Source organism: Prescottella agglutinans (genome assembly GCF_004011865.1).
Classification (GTDB): domain Bacteria; phylum Actinomycetota; class Actinomycetes; order Mycobacteriales; family Mycobacteriaceae; genus Prescottella; species Prescottella agglutinans.
Window position 1 is genome coordinate 293,653 of record NZ_RKLP01000007.1, and the last position, 22,318, is coordinate 315,970.

Genomic DNA, 22,318 nt, shown 5'->3' on the forward strand with positions numbered 1-22,318 from the left:
CGCTATTCGAGGCCGTCGAACGCGTCGAGGATCCGGTGTGCGGCGAGGGCCGCGGTCAGCGAGCCCTCACGGACCTGCTCCTCGACCTCGCCGCGGATCTTCTTCACCCGCTCGTTCGAGTCGAGCCGGCGCAGCAACTGGTCGTGGACCATCGACCACGTCCAGTCCACCTGCTGCTGATGCCGCTTGCGTTCGAGTTCACCGGCGTCGCCCAGGACCTGGCGGTGCCGGAGCACCTCGTTCCAGAACGTGTCGATGCCGGTGTTCTCGAGCGCGCTCATCGTCAGCACCGGCGGCTTCCACAGCGCGTCGTGCGGGTAGATCAGCCGCAGCGCACCCGCCAGTTCGCGGGCCGCGACCCGCGCCTCGGTCGCGTGCTTGCCGTCGGCCTTGTTGACGCTGACGATGTCGGCGAGTTCGAGGACACCCTTCTTGATGCCCTGCAACTGGTCACCGGTGCGGGCCAGGGTGAGGAAGGTGAACGTGTCGACCATGTTGGCGACCGTCACCTCCGACTGCCCGACACCGACCGTCTCGACGAGGATCACGTCGTAGCCGGCGGCCTCGAGCAGCACCATCGTCTCGCGGGTGGCCTTCGCGACACCGCCGAGCGTGCCCGAGGTCGGCGACGGCCGGATGAACGCGTCGGGTTCCACCGACAGGTTCTGCATCCGGGTCTTGTCGCCGAGGATCGACCCGCCGGTGCGGGTCGAGGACGGGTCGACCGCGAGGACCGCGACCTTGTGCCCCAACGAGATCAGGTGCATCCCGAGGGCTTCGATGGTCGTGGACTTGCCGACACCCGGAACACCCGTGATCCCCACCCGGATCGCGTTCCCGGCGTGCGGGAGCAGGCGCAGCAGCAACTGCTGCGCCTGCTCCCGGTGATCGGCCCGGGTGGACTCGACGAGGGTGATGGCCTTGGACACATCACTTCGCCGGCCCTCGAGGACCGCGTCACCGAGCGCAGCCAGATCGAGCGGCGGACGGCTAGTCGGCGGCAATCGGATCGTGTCCCAACTGCTCCGACAGCTTCTGCAGCAGACCGATCGCGGCGTCCGCGAGGACCGTGCCGGGCGGGAAGATCGCCGCGGCGCCGGCCTGGTACAGCTCGTCGAAGTCGCCCGGAGGAATGACACCACCGACCACGACCATGATGTCGGGGCGACCCACCGCGGCGAGGGCCTCCCGCAGCGCCGGCACCAGGGTGAGGTGACCGGCGGCGAGGGAGGACACACCGACGATGTGCACGTCGGCGTCGGCCGCCTGCTGGGCGACCTCCTCGGGGGTCTGGAACAGCGGTCCCACGTCGACGTCGAAGCCGAGGTCCGCGAAGCCGGTGGAGATCACCTTCTGGCCTCGGTCGTGACCGTCCTGGCCCATCTTCGCGACGAGGATGCGGGGACGACGTCCCTCCTCCTCGGCGAACTTCTCGACGAGTGCGATTGCGTTCGAGATGTTGCTCACCTTTCCGGCCTCGTCCCGGTACACACCGCTGATGGTCCGGATCTCGGCCTGGTGGCGCCCGTACACCTTCTCGAGCGCGTCGGAGATCTCGCCGCCGGTCGCCTTGGCGCGGGCGGCGTCGATGGCGAGTGCCAGCAGGTTGTTCTCCATGCCGCCCGCGGTCGATGCCGCCGCGCGGGTGAGCTCGGCCAGGGCCGCCTGGGTGGCGGCCTCGTCGCGCTCGGCGCGCAGCTGCTGCAGCTTGGCGATCTGCTCGGCACGCACCTTGGTGTTGTCGACCTTGAGGACCTCGATGCTGTCCGGCTCGTCCGGCACGTACTTGTTGACGCCGATCAGCGGCTGCCGGCCGGAGTCGATGCGGGCCTGGGTGCGGGCCGCGGCCTCCTCGATGCGCAGCTTCGGGATGCCCTCACCGATGGCCTGCGCCATGCCGCCGGCCTCCTCGACCTCGGCGATGTGGGCGCGGGCCCGGTTCGCGAGCTCGTTGGTGAGCCACTCGACGTAGTGCGAGCCACCCCACGGGTCGATCGGACGGACGGTGTTCGACTCCTGCTGGATCAGCAGCTGCGTGTTGCGCGCGATGCGGGCCGAGAAGTCGGTCGGCAGCGCGATCGCCTCGTCGAGCGCGTTCGTGTGCAGCGACTGGGTGTGGCCCTGCGTCGCCGCCATCGCCTCGACGCAGGTGCGGCCGACGTTGTTGAACACGTCCTGCGCGGTGAGCGACCAGCCGGAGGTCTGCGAGTGAGTACGCAGCGAGAGCGACTTGGCGTTCTTCGGGGCGAACTTCTCGACCAGCTCGGCCCACAGCAGACGCCCGGCGCGGAGCTTGGCGACCTCCATGAAGAAGTTCATGCCGATCGCCCAGAAGAACGACAGGCGCGGCGCGAACTTGTCGATGTCCATGCCCGCGTCGAGACCGGCGCGGATGTACTCGATGCCGTCGGCGAGCGTGTAGGCCAGCTCCAGGTCGGCGGTCGCACCGGCCTCCTGGATGTGGTAGCCCGAGATGGAGATCGAGTTGAACTTCGGCATCTTCGCCGACGTGTACGCGAAGATGTCGGAGATGATCCGCATCGACGGCTTCGGCGGGTAGATGTAGGTGTTGCGGACCATGAACTCCTTCAGAATGTCGTTCTGAATGGTTCCGGCCAGCTGCTCGGGGGCGACACCCTGCTCCTCGGCCGCCACGACGTACAGCGCCAGGATCGGCAGCACCGCGCCGTTCATGGTCATCGACACCGACACCTGCGACAGGTCGATGCCGTCGAACAGCTGACGCATGTCGAGGATCGAGTCGATCGCGACACCGGCCATGCCGACGTCACCCTGCACGCGCGGGTGGTCGGAGTCGTAGCCGCGGTGCGTCGCGAGGTCGAACGCCACCGACAGGCCCTTCTGACCGGACGCGAGGTTGCGGCGGTAGAACGCGTTGGACTCGGCGGCGGTGGAGAAGCCCGCGTACTGGCGGATGGTCCACGGCTGGTTGACGTACATCGTCGGGTACGGCCCGCGCAGGAACGGCGCGGCACCCGGGAAGCTGTCGAGCGGGAAGCCCGACGCCTCGGCGGCGTCCCGGTCGGCCTTGGTGTAGACCGGCTTGACGTCGATGCCCTCGGGCGTCGACCACACCACCTGCTCGGCGGTGTAGTTGTTCGCGGTCGCGAGGTTCTCGACCAGCGCTTCGGTCTCCTCCGCGGTGGGAGCAGCAGGCTGCGGGAACTCCGGGTCCGTCAATGCGACGTCGGCAAAGCTGCCGATGAGGTGCTTGACCTCGTTCGTTGTCACTTCGATGCTCCCAGTCACTTGTTGTCACCGTCGATTGCGTCGAGCAGTGCGGTCAGGGCCGCGACTGCGTCGATGCGGGCGGTAAGGAATCCGTCGGGACGCTCGGCACCCTCGACCTCGGCGAAGATCTTCTCCGGTCCGGCCAGCAGCACCTGCTCGATGCCTGCCTCGCGGAGCGCGGCGACGGCCGCCGCGCCCTGCTCGCCGTAACGCTTGTCGGTGCCGCACAGCACCGCGATCTTCGCGCCCGACTCCTTGACGGCCGGGGCGATGCTGCCGTCCGTCGGATCCAGCGGACCCGGGTTGACGGCCTCGATGCCACCGGAGGCGAGGAGGTTGGTCGCGAACGTCGAACGCACGTTGTGCTCGGCGACGGGGCCGAGCGGGGCCAGGAACACCTGGGGCCGAGCACCGTTCGCGGCGAGGAACGCATCCGAGCGGTCCCGCAGCGCCTCGAACGCGGCCGCGTAGCGGGCGACGGTCGCGCCGGCCTCGGCGGCACCCGCGGGCAGCGGATCCTCACCGAGGTTCGGGAACTCGTTGACGCCCGTGACCGCGGTCCGGCGGTGCGCGATGTCGGAGTCGCGGGCGGCCTTCGTCGCGGCGACACGGTCGGCGATGATCCCGGCCGCGAGCGCGGCCCGGTAACCACCGGCGGCCTCGATCTGCTGGAAGAACTCCCACGCCTTCTCCGCGACCTGCTGCGTCAGCTGCTCGACGTACCACGAGCCGGCGCCCGGATCGAGGACGCGGCCGAGGTGCGACTCCTCGAGCAGCAGCAGCTGGGTGTTGCGGGCGATGCGCTCGGAGAACGACTTCGAGACACCGGCGGCGCCCGCGGGCAGCGCGACGTCGAACGGCAGGACCGTCACCGAATCGGCGCCGCCGACACCGGCACCGAACGCGGCGAGCGTGGTGCGGAGCATGTTCACCCAGGGGTCGCGCTGCGCCATCATCGCGGCCGACGTGACCGCGTGCTGGACCGCGCCACCGAACTCGGAGGCACCGCACACCTGCGCGACCCGTGCCCACACCTGGCGGCCGGCACGGAACTTCGCGATGGTCTGGAACTGGTCGTCGGTCGCGGCGAGGCGGAACTCGAGCTGGCCCAGGGCCGCCGAGATCGTCAGGCCCTGCTCGGCGAGCGCGCGCAGGTACTCGACGCCGGCCGCGACGGCCGCACCGAGCTCCTCGGCGTCGCCGGCGCCCGCGTTGTGGAAGGCGGTGCCGTCCACCGTGATCGCCCGCACCGTCTCGGCGCGAGCGGCGGCGGCGTCGGCGAGCGCGACCGCGTCGGCCAGCTCGACACCGGCGGCACCGGAGAACGCGTCGGTCAGCGGCGAGGCGCCCAGCCCGATCCGGACCTGGGCACGGTCGGCGACGCCGTCACCTGCAGCGGCACGCTGGTCGACGAGCGCGTAGAGCTGCTGCGTCGCGGCGACGGTGTCCGCACCCGCGTCCAGGGTCAGCGGCGCCAGGTCGAGAAGCACACCCGTGAGCGCAAGGTCCAGAGCGGCGACGGGCAGGTTCGTGCCGCCGACGGACAGCGACACCGCGCTCACGCCGTTCTCGAGCCCATCGAGGATCGTGCGGTTGACGTCGGCACCGTTCTGCGCGCCCTGACCGAACCGCGCGGCGACCAGCCAGCCGGAGTTGACGTCACGGCTGCCGTCGGCGCCGCGGACGAACGGGAACTGTCCGGGCAGCGGGGCCTCGGGGAGCTCGTCGCGTCCGCTGTACAACGGCGAGACGGTCACACCGTCGTAGGTGGTGGTCTCGAGAAGCTTCTGCGGTTCCGGGCCCAGCTCGGCGGCGTCCACTCGACGCGACTTGGCGAGCACGCCGGCGACGGCCTGCTGCCATTCCGAGTAGGCGCGCGCGGCGTCCTCGGCTTCTGAAGCTGGTGACACGGGGCGACTCCCTCTCACTCTCGTGTGCGATCGCTCATGGCGAACGGTCTTCCAATCGGACAGAACAATCGGACAAACAAATGGGACGATTACCGTCCCCTGACTTGTGATGCTAACCGCACCGGTCCGGTCGCCGACGTGAGGCCACCCACGGTTCGTTAGCCTCGAATCATGACCGTTGCGAACGTCCTGGAAGAAGGTGTCTCGATCACCCCGCAACGACTGTTCCGAATGCGTCCACCGCAGCGTCTCGACGGTTTCAACCGCATCGCCATGGAGATCGACGGACTCGACTCCCGGGACGTCTCCCCCACCGCCACGCTGGGCATTCTCGTCGACGACATCCTCGGATTCACGCTCTGGGACCACCGCGGCGAGCGCACCGGCCTCGTCACCGCGGACCTGTCAGTGGACTTTCTCACACCGACCGGTTGGGTCGGCCCGGAACTCCACGCCGACGGCCGTGTGGTCACCGTCACAGAGGACGGCGGCGTCAGCGCCACCGAGATCCGCGACGCGGACGGCACCCTGATCGCGACCGGGACCGCGTGGGGCAACTTCGTCGACGGCGGCGCCGACAGCAGCACCGGCGTCGTGCGCCCGATCGCGACTGCGGGGTCGATCCCCGCCGCGTCGGCCTCACCCCTCGTCCGGATCGGCGGGCGCTTCGACGACACCGACGGCGCCCGCCTCGTCGTGCCCCCGAACCCGGCCCTGGCCAACAAACTCGGCGTGATGCACGGCGGCATCCAGGCCAGCGCGATCGACCTGGTCGGCAACGCGGCCGTCAGCACACCCGACGCACCGATGCACACCGCGTCGATGCGCATCAACTTCTTCCGACCCGCACCCGTCGACGCCGACGTCGTGTTCACCGCCGAGGTGATCAGGTCGGGTCGCTCGGTCGCCGTCGCCCGCGTGACGAGCACCGGCGGCGACGGCCGGGTGTGCGCGGTCGCCACCGTCACGTGCCGCCGGCCGAGCAGGCCCGCCGCGCCGACCCACTGAGGCACCCCGGCACTGACGCACCGCGTTCGTTCGCCGATCGCGCCGGGCCGCGGGGGTACCCTGATCGATCGTGATTGCGCGACTGAGGGATCCCCGGGTTCTCGGCGCCCTCGTCGGGTTGGCGGTGCTGTTCGTCGTGGCCGCGTTGGTGCCGCTCCCGTCGATCGACCAGATCCGGGCGTGGGCCGACGCCGTCGGCCCGATGTTCGTGGTCGTGTTCTTCCTCGTGCACGTCGTGGTGACGATGGCACCGGTTCCCCGCACCATCTTCACCGTCAGCGCGGGCGTGCTGTTCGGGGCCGTCACGGGCATCACGGTGGCGATCGCGGCCACGACCGTCAGCGCGGTGCTCGCACTGCTGGCGGTGCGCGCGATCGGCCGTGACGCGGTGGCCGCCCACCTGACGCACCCGGCGGTGAAGGCCGTGGACGAGCGCCTGGCGCGGCGCGGGTGGCTCGCGGTCGGATCCCTCCGGTTGATCGCCGCGGTCCCGTTCTCGGTGGTCAACTACTGCTGCGGCGTGTCCTCGATCCGGGTGCTCCCGTTCACCGTCGCGACCGTCGTCGGAGCCCTGCCGGGCACGGTCGGCGTGGTGCTGCTCGCGGACGCTCTCACCGGCGAGACCGATCCGGCACTGCTGGCCGTGTCCGGGGTCTGCATCGCCGTCGGCGTCCTCGGCCTGTTCGTCGATGCCCGGACACCGGTCCAGAAGGCCGCAGTCAAGGATCAGGCCTGAACTCCAAAAAGTAAAGCTTTGAGGCTTGATATACACGAATCAAGCCATTAGCCTTGCCCCATGTACGTCCTGACCGTGGATCAACGCGGCAGCCGACGCGACATCGACCGCGTCGCACCGCTCCTGACCGACCTCGCCGAGCGCCCGCTGCTGCGCCCGTTCGAACGCACCGCTGGCGACGAGGTCCAGGCGGTGGCCGACGACCCGGCGACGGTCGTCGATCTCGTCCTCGACCTCGTCCGCCGCGGGCACTGGAGCATCGGGGTCGGCGTCGGCGTCGTCGAGGAACCGCTGCCCGCCCAGACCCGCGCGGGCCGGGGTCCTGCCTTCGAGGCCGCCCGGGTGGCCGTCGAACGGGCCAAGAAGGCGCCGGCCGCGGTGACCGTCGAAGCCGAGGACCCCGATGCCGCGCAGGACGCCGACACGGCCCTGTCGCTGGTCGCACTGCTGGTGGCGCGGCGATCGCCGCAGGGACAGGCCGCGGTGGACCTGATGCAACGCGGACTCACCCAGGCCGAGGCCGCCGCCGAACTCGGCATCAGTAAGCAGGCCGTGTCCCAACGACTTTCCGCGGCGGGATGGCAGGCCGAAGTGGCCGGCCGGCGCCTGGCCACACGACTACTCGGGAGGGCCGATCGTTGACCGCACTCAGCCTCACGCTTGTCGGGATCGCGGCGCTGATCGGCGTCGTCGCCGGCCGATTGGGGGCGGCCTCCCGGCCCGCTGGTGTCGTCGCTCAGCTAGCACCGCTTGCCGCCGTCCTCGCCTTGGCCGGCGCGGCACTCGCGGCGACCGCCGCGCCGCCGGTCCACGGGTTCGCCCTCGCCGCCACGTACGTCCTGACGGTGGCCGCGGCGGCGACCGGCGGCGCCCCGATGGTGCTGGCCGCCTTCCGGTTCGCGCGACGGCAACCCGACGCCGGGCCGGAACCGGACGACGGCCCGCTGCGCGGTGGCCGCGTGATCGGACTGCTCGAGCGCACGGCCGTCGCGGTCTCGATCCTCGCGGGCTGGCCGGAGGGCATCGCCATCGTCCTCGCCGTCAAGGGCCTCGCGCGCTATCCCGAACTGCGTGAGCCGCACGCGTCGGAGCAGTTCATCATCGGCACCTTCACCAGCGTGCTGTGGGCGATCGCGGTCGCCGGTGTCGGCCGGGCGCTGGTCACCTGATCGCCGCCCCGCCGGCTACCGGTACGGGGGCTGCGACTCGACGAGGTCCTTCGCGTCGCGCAGCCCCAGACCGGGATGCATCTCGCGCAGCGCCTTGATTGCCGAGATCCGCTCGAACGTCGACGCGATCGCAGTCCGCACATCCTCGATCGGAACGTCCTCCGGCGCAACCCGAACCGTCTCACGCTGCAATTCGTTCCGGTTCCGCCACGCCGACACCGTCGTCACGACAGAACCGGCCAGGGCGACCACGAAGATGGCGAGCCACATCCAGTCCCACACCGACGGCTGCGAGGTCATCCGGTCGACGGCGGACGGTCCGACCAGGACGACGAGCCATGCCAGGACCAGCGTCCTGCCCCAGACCCGTTCGTTCTCCAACCAGCGCAGCACGAGCTACACCTGGCCCGGTGGCAACTCCTCCTGCTGCTCACCGCCGCCGAGCAGATGCTCCTGGGTCAGCGGGCTCTCGACGGGCGTGCGGGCGACCGCCTCGGCGGCGCGGACCGCCCGCTCGACCGCGGGATCGGTCTTGGTCTCGAACCAGCCGGCGATCTCGTCGGAGTCGTCCTCGGGCCGCGGCAGGTTCTCGTCCTCGGTGCGGCTCGGCTCGTACCGGAACACACCGTCCTCGCCCGGCGCGCCGAGCGTCTTCGCGAATCCCTTGAGCGCGTCACCGAAATCGCTGGGCACGAGCCACACCTTGTTCGCGTCGCCCTGCGCCATCTGCGGCAGCGTCTGGAGGTACTGGTACGCAAGGAGTTCCGGCGTGGGCTTGCCCGACTTGATGGCCGCGAACACCTTCTCGATCGCCTTGGCCTGACCCTGCGCCTGCAGGTACTTGGCGGCGCGCTCGCCCTGTGCGCGCAGGATCCGCGACTGGCGCTCACCCTCGGCCGACAGGATCGCGGCCTGCTTCGCACCCTCCGCCGCGAGGATCTGGCTCTGCTTGGCACCCTCGGCGGTCTTGATGGACGACTCGCGAAGGCCCTCCGCTGTGAGGATTGTCGCCCGCTTCTCGCGGTCAGCTTTCATCTGCTTCTCCATCGACTCCTGGATCGACGGCGGCGGATCGATGCTCTTGAGCTCGACGCGGGCGACGCGCAGGCCCCACCGGCCGGTGGCCTCGTCGAGGACGCCGCGCAGTTGACCGTTGATCGAGTCACGCGAGGTGAGCGTCTCCTCGAGGGTCATGCCACCGACGACGTTGCGCAGCGTGGTGATGGTGAGCTGCTCGACGGCGGCGATGTAGTTGCTGATCTCGTAGACCGCGGCCTGCGGGTTGGTCACCTGGAAATACACGACCGTGTCGATCGACAGCGTCAGGTTGTCCTGCGTGATGACCGGCTGCGGAGCGAACGACACGACCCGTTCGCGCAGATCGACCTTCGCGCGGATCCGGTCCACGAACGGGACCAGGAACGTCAACTGCCCGGACACGGTCTTGATGTAGCGGCCCAGGCGCTCGATCACGGCGGCCTCGGCCTGCGGCACCAGCGCCACCGACTTCGCGACCACGACGACGACGAGTACGACCAGTACCGCCAGAACAATCAGTGCAGCCATCTCTCCTACGGTCCCCTCCATACGACGGCGGTAGCGCCGTCGATCTCCATCACCGTGACTGTCGTCCCCGGTGGGTACACCTCGGTGACGTCGAGCGGACGCGCGGTCCACACGTCACCGTCGAGCTTGACCCGGCCGGTGTGCTCGCCGACCTCCTCGAGCACGAGCGCCTTCTTGCCGGGCAGGGCCTCCGTGTTCATCAGCTTGAGCGGCGGCTTCTCGAAGCGCCGCAACAGCGCCGGCCGCACGCCCAGGACGAGGGCGAGCGACACGACGCCGAACACGATCGCATCGACCCAGACCGGGAAGTCGGTCACCGCGCTGAAACCGGCCGTCACCACCGCGCCGCCGGCCAGCATCAGCAGGAAGAACTCCCCCACCAATGCCTCCGCGGCCGCCAGCAACAACCCCGCCACCAGCCAAATCAGAGCTGCCACAGCACCATCTAACCAGAAGTTCCGCCGAGCGAGACGGGCGCGAATCCGCCCGTCAGTCCACGGTCACGAAGTCGACGAGCCGCTCCACGGCCCCGATCAACGGCGCCTCGAGGTCCCGGAAGCTGTCGACCGCGCCGTAGACCCGACGCCAGCCGTCCTGCGGCGTGCCCCAGCCGAGGGCATCGCACACGCCGGTCTTCCAGTCCCGCCCGTGCGGGATCCGCGGCCACGCCTCGATGCCGACCGACTTCGGCCGCACCGCCTCCCACACGTCGATGTACGGATGCCCGGTGACCATCACGTACGGGCCGAGGCCCTGCGTCAGGCGTTCCTCCTTCGATCCGGTGACGAGGTGGTCGACCAGGACACCGACCTTCCGACCGGGGCCCGGCTGGAACTCGGCCAGGCGGTCGGCGAGGTTGTCGAGGCCCTCGAGGTGCTCGACGACGACGCCCTCCACCCGCAGGTCGTGGCCCCACACCCGCTCGACGAGCGCGGCGTCGTGGACGCCCTCGACCCAGATCCGGCTGGGCAGCGCCGTGCGGGCGCGCAGGCCCTCGACCTTCGTCGACCCCGACGCCGACCGCTGCGGCGCCTTCTGCGCCTGCGGGGCGGGGCGGACGAGGGTGACGGGTCGGCCGTCGATGAGGAACGCGGCCTCCCGCATCGCGAACAACCGGGTGCGGCGGGCGCCGTCCTCGAGGCGCACGAAGTCGCCGTCGTAGGTGCGCTCGATCCCGACCACGGCCCCGCAGAATCCTGTCGCCGCGTCCTCGACCACCAGGTCCCGCTCGGCGGCGACCTGCGGCGTCGTGGGCTTACGGGTACGGGGGTGACCGGCGAAGATGTCGCCGTACTTGTTGCTCGCGTTCACGGCATCCGACGCTATGTCAGGCGGCGGCAGGCGCGGATCCCGCCACGCCGTCCTATGCTCGTTTACCGTGAGTTCTCCCAGCGCGACGCTGACCGTGTGGGCCGGTTCCTGGCTCGCCGGCGACAGTGCACCCGACGACGTGATCGACGCCCTGCACCAGTGGGCGCCGATGCACATCGTCGGCGCGTCCGACGCCGGGACGGCGCTGTCCGCCGGCCTCGAATGGCCGGGGGTGCAGGACGGCGCGGGACCGATCCTGCTCCGCCTGGTGCGCCAGGCCGCGGACTCAGACGCGGCCGAGGTCCGCCTGGTGCTGCCGGCACCCGGCGACGTCCGCGGGCTACCCGCCGGCACCGGCTTCGCCCGCGCCGCGCTCGACGCCGGCGAGGGCGTCATCGTCGGCGCGACCGGACAGCCGGGTATCGGCCTCGTCCCCGTAGTCGAGGGGCCCGACGTGCTGCGCTGGAGCGTCTTTCCGATCGCGACGGTGCCGGCGCCCGGCGAGCACACCGGGCTCGGCGCGGCCGAGTACGCGATGCGCGAGGCGATCCGGGACGCCGCCGACGCCCTCCTGCAACTGTCGTCGGTGAGCACCGGGCGGCCCGGCACGGATCCCCGCCGGCGCATCGCCGAGGCGCTCGACGACCGGGCACACCACCGATACCCCGACGCGATCCCGACCCGGGCACTGCGCATCCTCGACTCGGCCGACCAGGTGGCCACCATTCTCGCTGTGGCCGAGGACGATTCACCGACCGAAGCGCCGTCGGCATCGAGCGCCGCCGCCCGCGAGGACCTGCTGCGCCCGCTGTGGACCGCGGTGCGAACGGCCCGGGTGGCCGCCGTGTCGGCCTGCGCGCGCTCCGCGCACCGCGCCTGACGCGACTCAGCTGTCGCGGTGGTTCATCACGATGTGCCGGTCGATCCGCACGTGCTCGTCCAACGTCGGATACCGCAAGCCTGTGTCGCGGCCGTAATCGTGGTGTCGTAGCCAGGCGTACACGTCGCCCCACAGCCAGATGCCCCCTGAGACGGTGTTGAACGGGACGGGGAACGGCGTCCCGCGTTGACGCACCCCGCGCACCCACTGCCCCACCGCCTGCCGGGTCACCCCGGCACGATCGGCAATGTCCTGGCGCGTCACCAGATCCGGGTGGGTGCGCAGTGGCCGGACGCCCTCGGTCACCAACTGGTCGACCAGGCTCATGCCCGCCGTCGCGCACCGCATTCCCTCGGTCGTCACCGTCAGCAACTGCAGTCCGCCGTGGTCGTCGACGCGGCCGTCGAACCCCGCCTCGACCGCAGCCTCCCGCGAGACCGTCATCAGCGGAACGATGAACGTGAACTCGAAGCGGTGGTAGATCTCGTGCACCCGCTCAACATAGCGTCTACGTGGATCTCGCACTCTCTACCACTGGTGTGGCGGGCGGTGGAGTTCCGTGTGTGTCACGGCTACCCGTGTCGCAACGTGGCGCTGCGGGTTTGACCGTGTCCCACACCGACGCTTGGGGTGCAGGAACAGGGTTGTTGGGTTTCACCCCCGCCCGGTGCGTGTTGAGGTGAAGGCTACGGCGGACGCGGCGGTGTCGCGGCCGGGCCGGTGTGGGCTGGTTCTTGTCCCGGCTCTTGCGGACCGGGGCGTGTTCGGCCACCCGGATCGCAGGCAGATGGCCGGGGCGCCGGACGATCCTGCCTCGGCCGAGGAGGACACGTTTGGCGAGGTTCACCCCGGCGACGTGATCACGGTTGCCGTGCAGGCCGCAGGGCCCGCACCGGGCGGTGTGGTAGCCGCCGGGTCGGGTGAGTTCCTCGTTGCAGCCCGGACACAGGGCGGACGAGCCGCGGGCGGGCACCGTGACCACCTCGATCCCCGCACCGGCGGCGGTGTGCGCGAGCGCGGCGACGGCCTTGCGGCGAGCCGATTGGGCTGCCCGATTGTTGTTGCCCCGCCCACGATTCTTCGGTTCGAGGGTGGCGAGATCCTCGACGGCGATCACGCGCGCGCCGACGGTGGTGGCGTGGTCGGTGACCTGGCGGGCAAAGTGAAACGCCAACTCCCGGTTGATCTTCGCCCGTTTGACGCCAACCGCGGTCCGATTGCCGTCGAGGACCGCAATCTTCGCTTCCAACCGGGCCCGCACCTCCGGCGGCGCGGTGGCGGCGAGCCTTGCCAGGCATGCGGCCTTGCGGTGCAGCAACTGGCCTTCGGCCTGCAGCCGCGCGAGCTTCACGCCCAGGCCGCGGTCGTCGTAGGTCCATCCTCGATAGGTCGACGACAACCCGCCAGGGCCGTCGGCCGCGATCGCGGTGGCACCGAGGGTGGACGGGGACCAGTCGACCCCGACCGCGACCAACCCGGCAGCAGCGTCGGCGGCGGGCACGGATTCGGTCGCCGCGCACCGCAGCAGCAGGCCCCGGTGATCGAGCGTGAGAGTCGGCAGGTGCCAGTCGGTAACCGCCCGCACGCACAGATGAGCGGGGACAGCGGCGGTCAGGCGGACCCACCGCCACCCGGACCGCCCCTGCGGCGCCGGAGACGTCGGGAGTTTGACCGTCAACACCAGCTCGCCGCCCGTCACGGCGAGCTGCGCGAACTGCTTGTCCGTCGCGGACAGGCGAGCCATCGCCGCCACCTGCGGCGGACCCTGGACATCGGTGATCCTCAGCCGTCCTACCCCCTCGCCGACGGCGCCGTCGCGTGCGCGGGTGGCGAGCTGGCGGCGAACACCGCGCGCGAAGCCCGACGGCACGTGATCGCTCACATTGTCTGGTGGGGCGATGCGGCCGGTGACCGGATCGAAGCGGGCGGACAGTGACACGATCGCGGCGTCCCGGAACGCCAGGGTTCGCAACGTCGACACGACCTGGGCGGTCACCATCCGGGTCACCCGCGACGGCGCATACACCCCGTCCGGATACCGTGGGGTCCAGCCGAGACGCGCCGCGGCGACATGCCCCTGCGCGGGCAGCCTCCGGTCCTGTCGGTCCAGCCCCGCGGCGAGCACATCGAACGTGACCGGATGCCACAACCGTTCAAGCAGCTCCGCACCGGCCGCGGCCACCAGGTCCAGCAGCCACCCAACCCGGACATCGACATCGTCGAGGCCCACCGGCTCACCGGTCACGCCATCCACCGCAGCATGCGGGCGGGTGCTGAACGAAAACTGTCGGGACACAGCCAGATCCGCAGAAATGTTCAATCGGCACCCCTACCCCAACCGGGCCGCAGCGTTATCGAGGAGCCTGCGCTGGTTCTTCGATCGCAGTTGGCAAAAGCGGCCGGAGACCGCCGCCAGCAACGCCATGAAGTCATCCACCCTCCTCCACCAGCGATGTGTCACCCGAGGTCCCGCAAGACCTCGACAGTAACGCCGACCTGTGACAAGTGGCGCGCGATCCACGCCACGCCGAGCCGCGCCAATCGATCCCTCCGCACGACCCGCACCACCGTGAATCGGCCATCAGCCGCGTCGTCGAGCATCCGGTCCGGCCCCGCACGCTGCTCCCGCAATCTGGAGCCGCGGTCCTTGTGCACGCGGTATACGGCGCCACTTGCGCTCTCCCGCAGCATCTTCTCCCGAATGGCTAGCGAGGACTCTGACCCGTGGACCCCGACGCACCGCAATACAGTGCCTCCACGCGCTCCCGCCTGGCCGACGACGTCAGACTCGCCGCAGGCCTGCCCAGGTAGGCATCCAGATCCGCGCGATCGAACAACCGATGCCCCGACCCGGCGCGCCGCGACGGTATCAGCCCCCGGTGGCAGCCTTTCGTACCCCCGCGACCGACATCCCCAGACACTCCGCGGCCTCACCGATTCGCATCCCAGAGTTAGTAGTAGATATTTGGAGGGAGTCTCGGATAATCTGCTGACAGTGGAAACCCCGCCGCACTGTTTCCCTCCGGAAGCACACGCGGGCCGGTCAGCGTGCGCCCGGCCGCCGGACCGGGGCGCAGCAGTCGACGGCACACAGGCGTCCGTCGACGGCGGCACCGAGCAACGGTTCGCGACCGAGGCGCGCCGGCGCCGCGCCGGAGCGGCGTTCCTCGACCAGTTCCCGCACCATGCGGGCGAATCGCGGATCGGTCCCCGGCGTCGCGACACGGGTGAACTCGATTCCCAGTTCCGCGGCCTTGTCGCGGGCCTCCGTGTCGAGGTCCCACACCACCTCGAGGTGGTCGGACACGAACCCGACCGGGCAGACGATCACCGCCGGCGCGCCGGACGCGGCGACCGCCTCGAGGTGGTCGCAGATGTCCGGATCGAGCCACGGGACCTGCGGCGGGCCCGACCGGGACTGCCACACCAGGTCGAACTCGTCGACGCCGGCCGCCGCCGCGCACAGACGCGCCGCCTCCGCGACCTGGCGGCTGTAGAGGTGCCCGCCCTCGGCGGGCGGTCCGGCATTCGCATCCGCCGCGAGCGGCACCGAGTGCGCCGTGAACACCAGCCGCGCCCGGTCCCGGACGTCCTCCGAAAGCTCTTGCCCGGCATCACGAATCGCATCGGCGAAGGCGGCGACCATCAGCGGGTGGTCGTAGTACTGCCGCAGCTTCGACAGGGTCGGCGCGTCGTCGACCGCGGCGCGGGCCCGGACGATGTCCTCGTGGTACTGCCGGCACCCCGAGTACCCGCCCCACGCCGACGTCGGGAACACGAGCGCGTTGCGCACCCCGTCGTCCCGCATGCGGCCGACGGTCTCCTCGACCATCGGGTGCCAGTTGCGGTTGCCGAAGTACACCGGCAGATCGATTCCGGCACCGCGCAACTCGTTCTCGACCCGCGCGATGATGTCGCGGTTGAGCGCGTTGATCGGGGACACACCGCCGAAGTGCATGTAGTGCTCGACGACGGCGTCGAGGCGCTCCGGCGGCACGCCTCGACCCCGTGTGACGTTCTCGAGGAACGGCCGCACATCCTCCGGCTTCTCGGGCCCCCCGAAGGAGAGCACGAGTAGTGCGTCGAATTCCGTGTCCTGCTGACCGCTCATGCCCTCATTCTCGCCCGTCCCCGACCGACCGTTGCGGACGGGTCAGCCGACGACCGCGTGGAAGCCACCGTCCACGTAGATGATCGACGCGGTGGTGCCGGGCAGCCAGTCCGAGAGGACCGTGCACACGCTCTTGGCGACGGCCGTCGGGTCGTCGACGTCCCACCCGATGGGGGCGGCGGCGTCCCACGCGGTGTTCAGCTTGTTCAGTTCCGCGCCGGGACCGGTCGCGTCGCCGGCGATGGCCTTGGCGGCGAGGGTCTTGACCGGGCCGGCCGCCACGAGGTTGGAGCGGATCCCGCGCGTGCCCACTTCCTTGGCGACGTAGCGGTTGACCGCCTCGAGGGTGGCCTTGGACACACCCATCCAGTTGTAGAACGGCATCGCCCGCGACGGATCGAAGTCCATGCCGACGATCGACGCGTTGTCGTTGAGGACCGGCAGCAGCGCCTTGGCCAACGAGGCGTACGAGTACGCGGAGATCTCCATCGCGTTCGAGATGTCCGACCAGGGTGCGTCGAGGAACGGCGCACCGAGGCCCGAGCGCGGCGAGAACGCGATCGAGTGCACGACGCCGTCGATGCCCTCCGGGGCGAGCTCGCGGACGCGGTCGGCGAGGGTGGCCAGGTGCTCGTCGTTCTGCACGTTCAGCTCGACGGCCGGCGGCACCGGCTGGGGCAGGCGCTGGGCGATCCGGTCGATCAGCCGGAGCCGGTCGAACCCGGTGATGATCACCTTCGCGCCCTGCTCCTGCGCCACCTTCGCGACGTGGAACGCGATCGACGCGTCGGTGATGATGCCGGTGACGAGAATGGTCTTGCCCTCGAGCAGTCCGCCCATGGGTGATGGTCCTCCTGTAGCTGAAAGTCAGTGTGCGCTGGCTGGATTCGTGGTTGCCCGAACGGGCTAGTGGCCCATGCCCATGCCGCCGTCCACCGGGATCACGGCACCGGAGACGTAGGCGGAGTCGTCGGAGGCGAGGAAGCTGACCACCGCGGCGACGTCCTCGGGCTTGCCCAGGCGCTGCAGCGGGATGAACTTCTTGGCCGTGTCGCGCAGGTCGTCCGACAGATCCGCGGTCATGTCGGTCTCGATGAAGCCCGGCGCCACCACGTTCGCGGTGATCGAACGCGAACCCAGTTCCCGGGTGAGCGAGCGCGCCATGCCGATGACACCGGCCTTCGACGCCGCGTAGTTGATCTGTCCCGCCTGACCCGCGAGGCCGACGACCGACCCTAGGAAGATCATCCGCCCCCAGCGCGCGCGGAGCATGGCCCGGTTGGCGCGCTTGGCGCAGCGGAACGCACCGGTCAGGTTGGCGTCGATAACCCGCGAGAACTGCTCCTCGTCCATGCGCATGAGCAGCGTGTCGTCGGTGATTCCCGCGTTGGCGACCAGCACCTCCACAGGACCCTGATGCTCCTCGACCTCCTTGAAGGCACGGTCGATCGAGTCCGCGTCGGTGACGTCGCACTTCACGCCGAACAGACCCTCGGGAACTCCGGATCCGCGGTGAGTGACGGCGACCTTGTGTCCGTCGTCGAGGAGGCGCTGCGCGACGGCGAGGCCGATGCCGCGGTTGCCTCCGGTCACGAGCACGGAACGGGACGGGGTGCTGGTTTTCGACATGCGATCAACCTATCTGCTCGGCCACCGGTTGCGGGCGCAGGTGGACGAAATTGACCAACTGGACGCTCGTGCAGTCCACCTCACGGGAGGCGCTGCCGCAGCACCAGCGCGGTGCCGAGGCCGGCGGCGCAGAACAGGACGCCGAGCACCAGCCACGGGCGACTCGCGTCGCCGCGGGCGTTCTCGAAGCCGATCTGCTCCTCGAGCGTGTCGTAGACGGCGCGCAGTTCCTCGAGGCTCGAGGCGGTGAAGAAGCTGCCGCCCGACAGGTCCGCGATCTCGCGCAGCGACGGGTCGTCGACCGGGACCGGGATCCGGTCGCCCTCGATCTCGACGGTGCCGTAACTGGTGCCGAACGAGATCGTCGAGATCGGGACACCCTTGTCCTTGGCCTGCCGTGCCGCGGTGAAGCCGCCACGAGGATCGGTCGGGCTCTCCGGCACGGTCTGCTTGCCGTCGGACAGCAGCACGATCCGCGCCGGCGGAGCCTGCTCGCTGCCGCCGAGGACGGCCGCGAGCGTGTCGATCGACTGCAGCGAGGTGAAGATCGCCTCGCCGGTCGCGGTGCGCTCGCTCAGCGAGAGGTTGTCGATCGCGGCCTTGGTCTCGTCCCGGTTCGGGGTCGGCGACACCAGCACCGAGGCGGTGCCGGCGAACGCGACCAGACCGAGGTTGATCCCGGGGGTCAGGCCGTCGGCGAACGCCTTCGCGGCCTCCTGTGCGGCGGCCAGGCGACTCGGTTCGACGTCGGTCGCCTTCATCGACAGCGAGACGTCGATCACGAGCACCACCGTCGCCCGGTTCCGTGGAACCCGCTTGTCCGCGGTGGGTCCCGCGAGCGCCACGGTGAGGAAGAGCAGACCGACGAGCAGCAGCGCCGTGGGGAGGTGCCGGGTGATGTTCGGCCGGTTGGGCGCGACCTTCTCGAGCAACTCCATGTTGGCGAAGCGGAGCACGTGCTTCTGTCGGCGGCGCTGAACCACCACGTAACCCGCGGCGAGCGCGGCCACGACCGCCAGGAACAGCAGCCACCACGGGGACGTGAACTGCGACAGGCTCATCCGCGCGCCACCCGACCCGCGGCCGGCCGGTTCGATCCGGACCGACCCGCCCCGGCACCGTAGCTGTGCCGCCGGGCCGAGACGAAGCGGACGACGTCGGCGATCCAGTCCCGGTCCGTGCTCAGGCTCAGCCGCGGTGCGCCGCACCGGCGCAACGCCGCCTCGACGTCCGCACGGTGTGCCCGAGCCGCCCGCGCGAAGTCCGCGCGCAACTGCGGGGTCGTCGAGAACTCCCGCGTCCGACCGGATTCCGGGTCGAACAACACGACGTCACCGGCGTCGGGCAGGTCCATGTCGCGGGGGTCGAGCACCTCGACCGCGAGCAGATCGTGTCTGCCCGACAGCGCCCGCAGCGAGTGCTCCCAGTCGATCGGCCCGAGGAAATCGCTGATGACGACCGCCAGCCCGCGGCGCCGCTGGGGTCGGCGCAGGGATTCGAGCGCACCGCGCAGATCCCCCCGCACACCCTCCGCGGCGTGCGGGGTGGATGCGATCCGGCGCAGCATCGCCTGCGCGTGCACCCGACCGCCGCGGGCCGGGATCCGCTGCATCCGGTCGCCGGTGGCGACGATCGCCCCGATCCGGTTTCCGCTGCCGCCGGCGAGGTAGGTGACCGCGGACGCGGCCGCGATCGCGAGGTCGCGCTTCTCGCACGACGCGGTGCCGAAGTCCAGGCTCGACGACAGGTCCACCGCGAGCCACGTCTCCAGTTCGCGGTCGGCGACCGTCTGCCGCACGTGCGGGTGCGTGGTCCGGGCGGTCACCGACCAGTCCATCTGCCGGACGTCGTCGCCGGGCTGGTACTCGCGCGCGTCGCCGGGCTCCGAGCCGGGCCCGGGGATGAGCCCGAGGTGGTCGCCGTGCAGGACGCCGTCGAGTCGTCGACGAACGGTGAGCTCGAGGGTCCGCAGCGCCGCCGTCAGTTCCGGGTCGCGCAGCGATCCGGAGCGGAACGACGGGACCGCGCCCGCAGATCGGGTCACTGCTGCGGGGTGGTCGCCGCGGGCACCGGTCCGGGATCGAACGCCGGCGGCGCCGGCTGGGCCACCGGCTGCGCACCGACCTGCGGCAACCCGACGGTCTGCAGCACCCGGATGATCACGTCGTCGGGCGACACCTCGTCGGCCAGGGCGTCGTACGAGAGCACCAGGCGGTGCCGCAGCACGTCCGGGATCACCTCGAGCACGTCCTGCGGGACGACGTAGTCGCGGCCGCGCAGCAACGCGAGCGCACGCGACGCGGAGATGATGCCGAGCGTCGCGCGCGGGGAGGCGCCGTACGCGATCCAGCCGGCGACGTCGTCGAGGCCGAACTGACGCGGCGTGCGAGTCGCGGCGATCACCCGCACCACGTAGTCGACGAGGGCGTGGTGGACGAACACGTTGCTCGCCACCTTCTGCAGCCGCACCAGTTCCTGCGCATCGAGGATCTGACTGGGTTCGGGCGCGGCGACGCCCATCCGGTAGACGATCTCGCGCTCCTCCTCCACCGACGGGTAGTCGACGAGCACCTTGAACAGGAAGCGGTCCCGCTGCGCTTCGGGCAGCGGGTAGACGCCCTCGTTCTCGATCGGGTTCTGCGTCGCCATCACGAGGAACGGCTCGGGCATCGGGTACGTCTTGCCACCGATCGAGACATGCCGCTCCGCCATCACCTCGAGGAGCGCGGACTGCACCTTCGCGGGCGCGCGGTTGATCTCGTCGGCGAGCAGGAAGTTCGCGACGACCGGACCCAGTTCGGTGTCGAACTCCTCGCGGCCCTGCCGGTAGATCCGGGTGCCGATCAGGTCGGTCGGCACCAGGTCCGGGGTGAACTGGACCCGGGAGAACGAGCCGCCGACGACCTTCGCGAACGTCTCCACCGCGAGGGTCTTGGCCACACCGGGAACGCCCTCGAGCAGCACGTGGCCCTTGGCGAGCACGCCGACGAGCATGCGCTCGACCAGGCGGTCCTGCCCGACGATGACGCGCTTGACCTCGTAGATCGCGCGCTCGAGGGTCTGCACGTCGCGGGCCAGATCGGGTGCCGGACCTCCCATACCCGCGTGCACCGCTCCCTCCGAGCCGGATCCCGCCACAGCACCGTCACGTGAGGTCACCAAGAATCCCCGCTTCCACCTAGATCGATCGGATCGACTTGCCTGTCCGCTCAACTATTCCAGGTACCGTCTTACCCCGGCACCGGACGAGACGAGCTAGGACACCATACGGACAGCGTAGGGGGTCATCCCGTCCCAACGCACCGGCGAAACCTGGACGACCGAACCGGACTGTGGCGCCTCGAGCATCTGCCCGTCCCCGAGGTACAGCGCGACGTGCTGGCTCGCGTTCGGGCCGTAGAAGATCATGTCGCCGCGCCGCATCTCCGACGACGGCACCTGCGTGCCGGCGGTGTACTGGTAACCGGTGTAGTGCGGCAGCGAGATCCCGGCACCCGCGAACGCGTAGATCATCAGCCCCGAGCAGTCGAAGCCGACCTTGTTGAAGTCACCGAAGCTGTCGGCGACGCCGCCGTCCCGGATGCCGAGCGTCGGGCCGTTCTCGTTGCCGCCGCCCCACGCGTACTGGACACCGAGTTGCGACATGCCGCGGTCGATCACCGTCTCGATCGCCGCGCTGCCGGTGACGGCCGGCGCCATCGGTCGCGGTTTCACCGGCGCGGGCGGCGTCCACCCGTCGGAGTCCTCGTCGATCTGGGTGTGGGGACGCTGGCCGTCCGCGAGTTGCGCCGCCCGCTCCTGCGCGGCGCGATCCTCCGCCGCGCGGCGGGCCGCCTCCTGCGCCGCGGCAGCGGCGGCCGCGGCGGCGGCCTCCTCGGCGCGGCGCTGGTTGTCCCACGCGACGTACGCGTCGCGCTGCCCCTGCAGGCCTTCGACGTTGCTGCGTGCCGCGTCGAGCTGCGACTGCGCGGCGGCGCGCGACGCCTCGATCTCCGCCTTCCGGGACGCCTGCTCCTGCAGTGCGGCGCGGGCGCTCGCGATCGCCTCCTCGGCGTCGGCCTTCTTCGCTTCGGCCGCACCGGCCGCGGCGTCGGCGCGCTGCTTCGCCTCGCGCGCCGCGGAATCCCGGTTCGCCTGTTCGGTCCGGGCCCGCTGCAGGTTGTCGAGCACCGCCTTCTGACTGGCCGAGAGCAGGCGCATGATCTGGGCCCGGTCGAGGATGTCGTCGGGCCCCTTGGCGCCGAAGTACGACGACAGCGACGCGACGTTGCGGCCCTTGGTGTAGCTCTCGACGGCGTAGTCGGTGAACCGCTGCTGCGCCTGTTCGATCTGGGTACCCGCGTCGCGCAGGGCCTGCTGGCTCACGGCGACGAGGCTTCCCGCGGCGTCGGCGGCGTCGCGGGCGGTCTGCAGGTCGACGAGCGCGCGGTTGACGTCCTCGCGCTTGATCGCGACCTCGTCGTCGAGGCGGGCCAGTTCCTGGTTCGCGCCGGCGACCTGGTTGATGAGGTCGCCGACCTGGGTGACGCCGGCCGACACCTGGGCGTTGCCGCTCTCGATCTCGGCGTCGGACGGGTTGGGCGGTGGGGGCGGCACCGCGGCGGTGATGCCCGGCGTACCCACGACCAGCGCACCGACGACACCGACCCCCAGCACCACCCGCGCGACGCGCGACCGCGCCCGTGAGAGACCCGGACGTCGCACGCCTGCGCGTGAACTCCTTCGCCTCACAACACCCTCCCTACT

The 22,318-nt window shown here is 70.5% G+C and carries 22 protein-coding genes; 5 read left to right on the forward strand and 17 right to left on the reverse strand.

Features of this window, described 5'->3' with window-relative positions; genetic code table 11:
* Positions 1 to 2 precede the first annotated feature (2 nt).
* Genes meaB through mutA form a run of 3 tightly spaced genes read right to left on the reverse strand, consistent with a single transcriptional unit; the run spans position 3 to position 5,162 of the window.
* Positions 3 to 1,004 (reverse strand): methylmalonyl Co-A mutase-associated GTPase MeaB, encoded by a 1,002-nt coding sequence (gene meaB / locus EGT67_RS15245; protein WP_164877575.1) that lies wholly within the window; start codon positions 1,002 to 1,004, stop codon positions 3 to 5.
* Positions 991 to 3,252: a methylmalonyl-CoA mutase gene (gene scpA / locus EGT67_RS15250; protein ID WP_127916922.1), complete on the reverse strand. Its 2,262-nt coding sequence runs from the start codon at positions 3,250 to 3,252 to the stop codon at positions 991 to 993. The genes meaB and scpA overlap by 14 nt, the downstream gene beginning before the upstream one ends.
* Positions 3,253 to 3,266: 14 nt before the next feature.
* Entirely contained in the window at positions 3,267 to 5,162 is a 1,896-nt protein-coding gene (gene mutA / locus EGT67_RS15255; protein ID WP_127916923.1) for a methylmalonyl-CoA mutase small subunit, read from the reverse strand.
* A gap of 171 nt (positions 5,163 to 5,333) precedes the next feature.
* Here mutA and EGT67_RS15260 point away from each other — a divergent pair, with 171 nt between their 5' ends.
* The 4 genes from EGT67_RS15260 to EGT67_RS15275 all read left to right on the forward strand — a co-directional run bounded on the left by EGT67_RS15260 (position 5,334) and on the right by EGT67_RS15275 (position 8,075).
* Entirely contained in the window at positions 5,334 to 6,170 is an 837-nt protein-coding gene (locus EGT67_RS15260) for a PaaI family thioesterase (protein ID WP_127916924.1), read from the forward strand.
* 70 nt (positions 6,171 to 6,240) lie between these two features.
* The gene (locus tag EGT67_RS15265) at positions 6,241 to 6,906 is read left to right on the forward strand and encodes a TVP38/TMEM64 family protein (protein WP_127916925.1); all 666 of its coding nucleotides are present in this window, start codon (positions 6,241 to 6,243) and stop codon (positions 6,904 to 6,906) included.
* Between the two features lie 60 nt (positions 6,907 to 6,966).
* Positions 6,967 to 7,548, forward strand: a complete 582-nt coding sequence (locus tag EGT67_RS15270; protein ID WP_127916926.1) for a helix-turn-helix domain-containing protein — start codon at positions 6,967 to 6,969, stop codon at positions 7,546 to 7,548.
* On the forward strand, positions 7,545 to 8,075 hold the full coding sequence (locus EGT67_RS15275) for a hypothetical protein (RefSeq protein WP_127916927.1): 531 nt from the start codon (positions 7,545 to 7,547) through the stop codon (positions 8,073 to 8,075). Before EGT67_RS15270 ends, EGT67_RS15275 begins: the two co-directional genes overlap by 4 nt.
* Before the next feature lie 15 nt (positions 8,076 to 8,090).
* On the opposite strand, the gene EGT67_RS15280 is transcribed toward EGT67_RS15275, so the two are convergent.
* Genes EGT67_RS15280 through EGT67_RS15295 form a run of 4 tightly spaced genes read right to left on the reverse strand, consistent with a single transcriptional unit; the run spans position 8,091 to position 10,952 of the window.
* The gene (locus tag EGT67_RS15280) at positions 8,091 to 8,468 is read right to left on the reverse strand and encodes a ribosomal protein L7/L12 (protein WP_241566046.1); all 378 of its coding nucleotides are present in this window, start codon (positions 8,466 to 8,468) and stop codon (positions 8,091 to 8,093) included.
* Positions 8,469 to 8,471: 3 nt separating this feature from the next.
* Positions 8,472 to 9,641, reverse strand: coding sequence for an SPFH domain-containing protein (locus tag EGT67_RS15285; protein WP_127916928.1), 1,170 nt, complete (start codon positions 9,639 to 9,641; stop codon positions 8,472 to 8,474).
* 5 nt (positions 9,642 to 9,646) lie between these two features.
* Positions 9,647 to 10,078 carry an NfeD family protein gene (locus EGT67_RS15290; protein ID WP_127916929.1) on the reverse strand — a complete coding sequence of 144 codons (432 nt, stop codon included), beginning with the start codon at positions 10,076 to 10,078 and terminating at the stop codon, positions 9,647 to 9,649.
* A 52-nt stretch (positions 10,079 to 10,130) separates the two neighbouring features.
* Entirely contained in the window at positions 10,131 to 10,952 is an 822-nt protein-coding gene (locus tag EGT67_RS15295) for a DUF3097 domain-containing protein (RefSeq protein WP_127916930.1), read from the reverse strand.
* Positions 10,953 to 11,019: 67 nt separating this feature from the next.
* Between EGT67_RS15295 and EGT67_RS15300 the strand changes: the two genes are divergently transcribed.
* Positions 11,020 to 11,832, forward strand: a complete 813-nt coding sequence (locus tag EGT67_RS15300; protein WP_127916931.1) for a hypothetical protein — start codon at positions 11,020 to 11,022, stop codon at positions 11,830 to 11,832.
* 6 nt (positions 11,833 to 11,838) lie between these two features.
* Here EGT67_RS15300 and EGT67_RS15305 read toward each other — a convergent pair whose 3' ends face one another.
* From EGT67_RS15305 to EGT67_RS15350, 10 genes are all read right to left on the reverse strand, one after another.
* Entirely contained in the window at positions 11,839 to 12,324 is a 486-nt protein-coding gene (locus EGT67_RS15305) for a helix-turn-helix domain-containing protein (protein ID WP_241566047.1), read from the reverse strand.
* Between the two features lie 16 nt (positions 12,325 to 12,340).
* Entirely contained in the window at positions 12,341 to 14,128 is a 1,788-nt protein-coding gene (locus EGT67_RS15310) for a zinc ribbon domain-containing protein (protein ID WP_127916933.1), read from the reverse strand.
* A 161-nt stretch (positions 14,129 to 14,289) separates the two neighbouring features.
* Positions 14,290 to 14,523, reverse strand: a complete 234-nt coding sequence (locus EGT67_RS25330; RefSeq protein ID WP_127916934.1) for a recombinase family protein — start codon at positions 14,521 to 14,523, stop codon at positions 14,290 to 14,292.
* 352 nt (positions 14,524 to 14,875) lie between these two features.
* Entirely contained in the window at positions 14,876 to 15,943 is a 1,068-nt protein-coding gene (locus EGT67_RS15320) for a ferrochelatase (protein ID WP_127916935.1), read from the reverse strand.
* Between the two features lie 42 nt (positions 15,944 to 15,985).
* Positions 15,986 to 16,783: an NADH-dependent enoyl-ACP reductase InhA gene (gene inhA / locus EGT67_RS15325; protein WP_127916936.1), complete on the reverse strand. Its 798-nt coding sequence runs from the start codon at positions 16,781 to 16,783 to the stop codon at positions 15,986 to 15,988.
* 66 nt (positions 16,784 to 16,849) lie between these two features.
* Positions 16,850 to 17,572 carry a 3-oxoacyl-ACP reductase FabG1 gene (gene fabG1, locus EGT67_RS15330; RefSeq protein WP_127916937.1) on the reverse strand — a complete coding sequence of 241 codons (723 nt, stop codon included), beginning with the start codon at positions 17,570 to 17,572 and terminating at the stop codon, positions 16,850 to 16,852.
* Between the two features lie 80 nt (positions 17,573 to 17,652).
* Positions 17,653 to 18,633, reverse strand: coding sequence for a VWA domain-containing protein (locus tag EGT67_RS15335; protein ID WP_127916938.1), 981 nt, complete (start codon positions 18,631 to 18,633; stop codon positions 17,653 to 17,655).
* A complete protein-coding gene (locus EGT67_RS15340; RefSeq protein WP_127916939.1) occupies positions 18,630 to 19,616 on the reverse strand; it encodes a DUF58 domain-containing protein in 987 nt (328 codons plus the stop codon). Before EGT67_RS15340 ends, EGT67_RS15335 begins: the two co-directional genes overlap by 4 nt.
* Positions 19,613 to 20,671 carry an AAA family ATPase gene (locus EGT67_RS15345; RefSeq protein ID WP_241566058.1) on the reverse strand — a complete coding sequence of 353 codons (1,059 nt, stop codon included), beginning with the start codon at positions 20,669 to 20,671 and terminating at the stop codon, positions 19,613 to 19,615. Before EGT67_RS15345 ends, EGT67_RS15340 begins: the two co-directional genes overlap by 4 nt.
* A 156-nt stretch (positions 20,672 to 20,827) precedes the next feature.
* On the reverse strand, positions 20,828 to 22,276 hold the full coding sequence (locus EGT67_RS15350; RefSeq protein WP_241566048.1) for an NlpC/P60 family protein: 1,449 nt from the start codon (positions 22,274 to 22,276) through the stop codon (positions 20,828 to 20,830).
* Positions 22,277 to 22,318 lie beyond the last annotated feature (42 nt).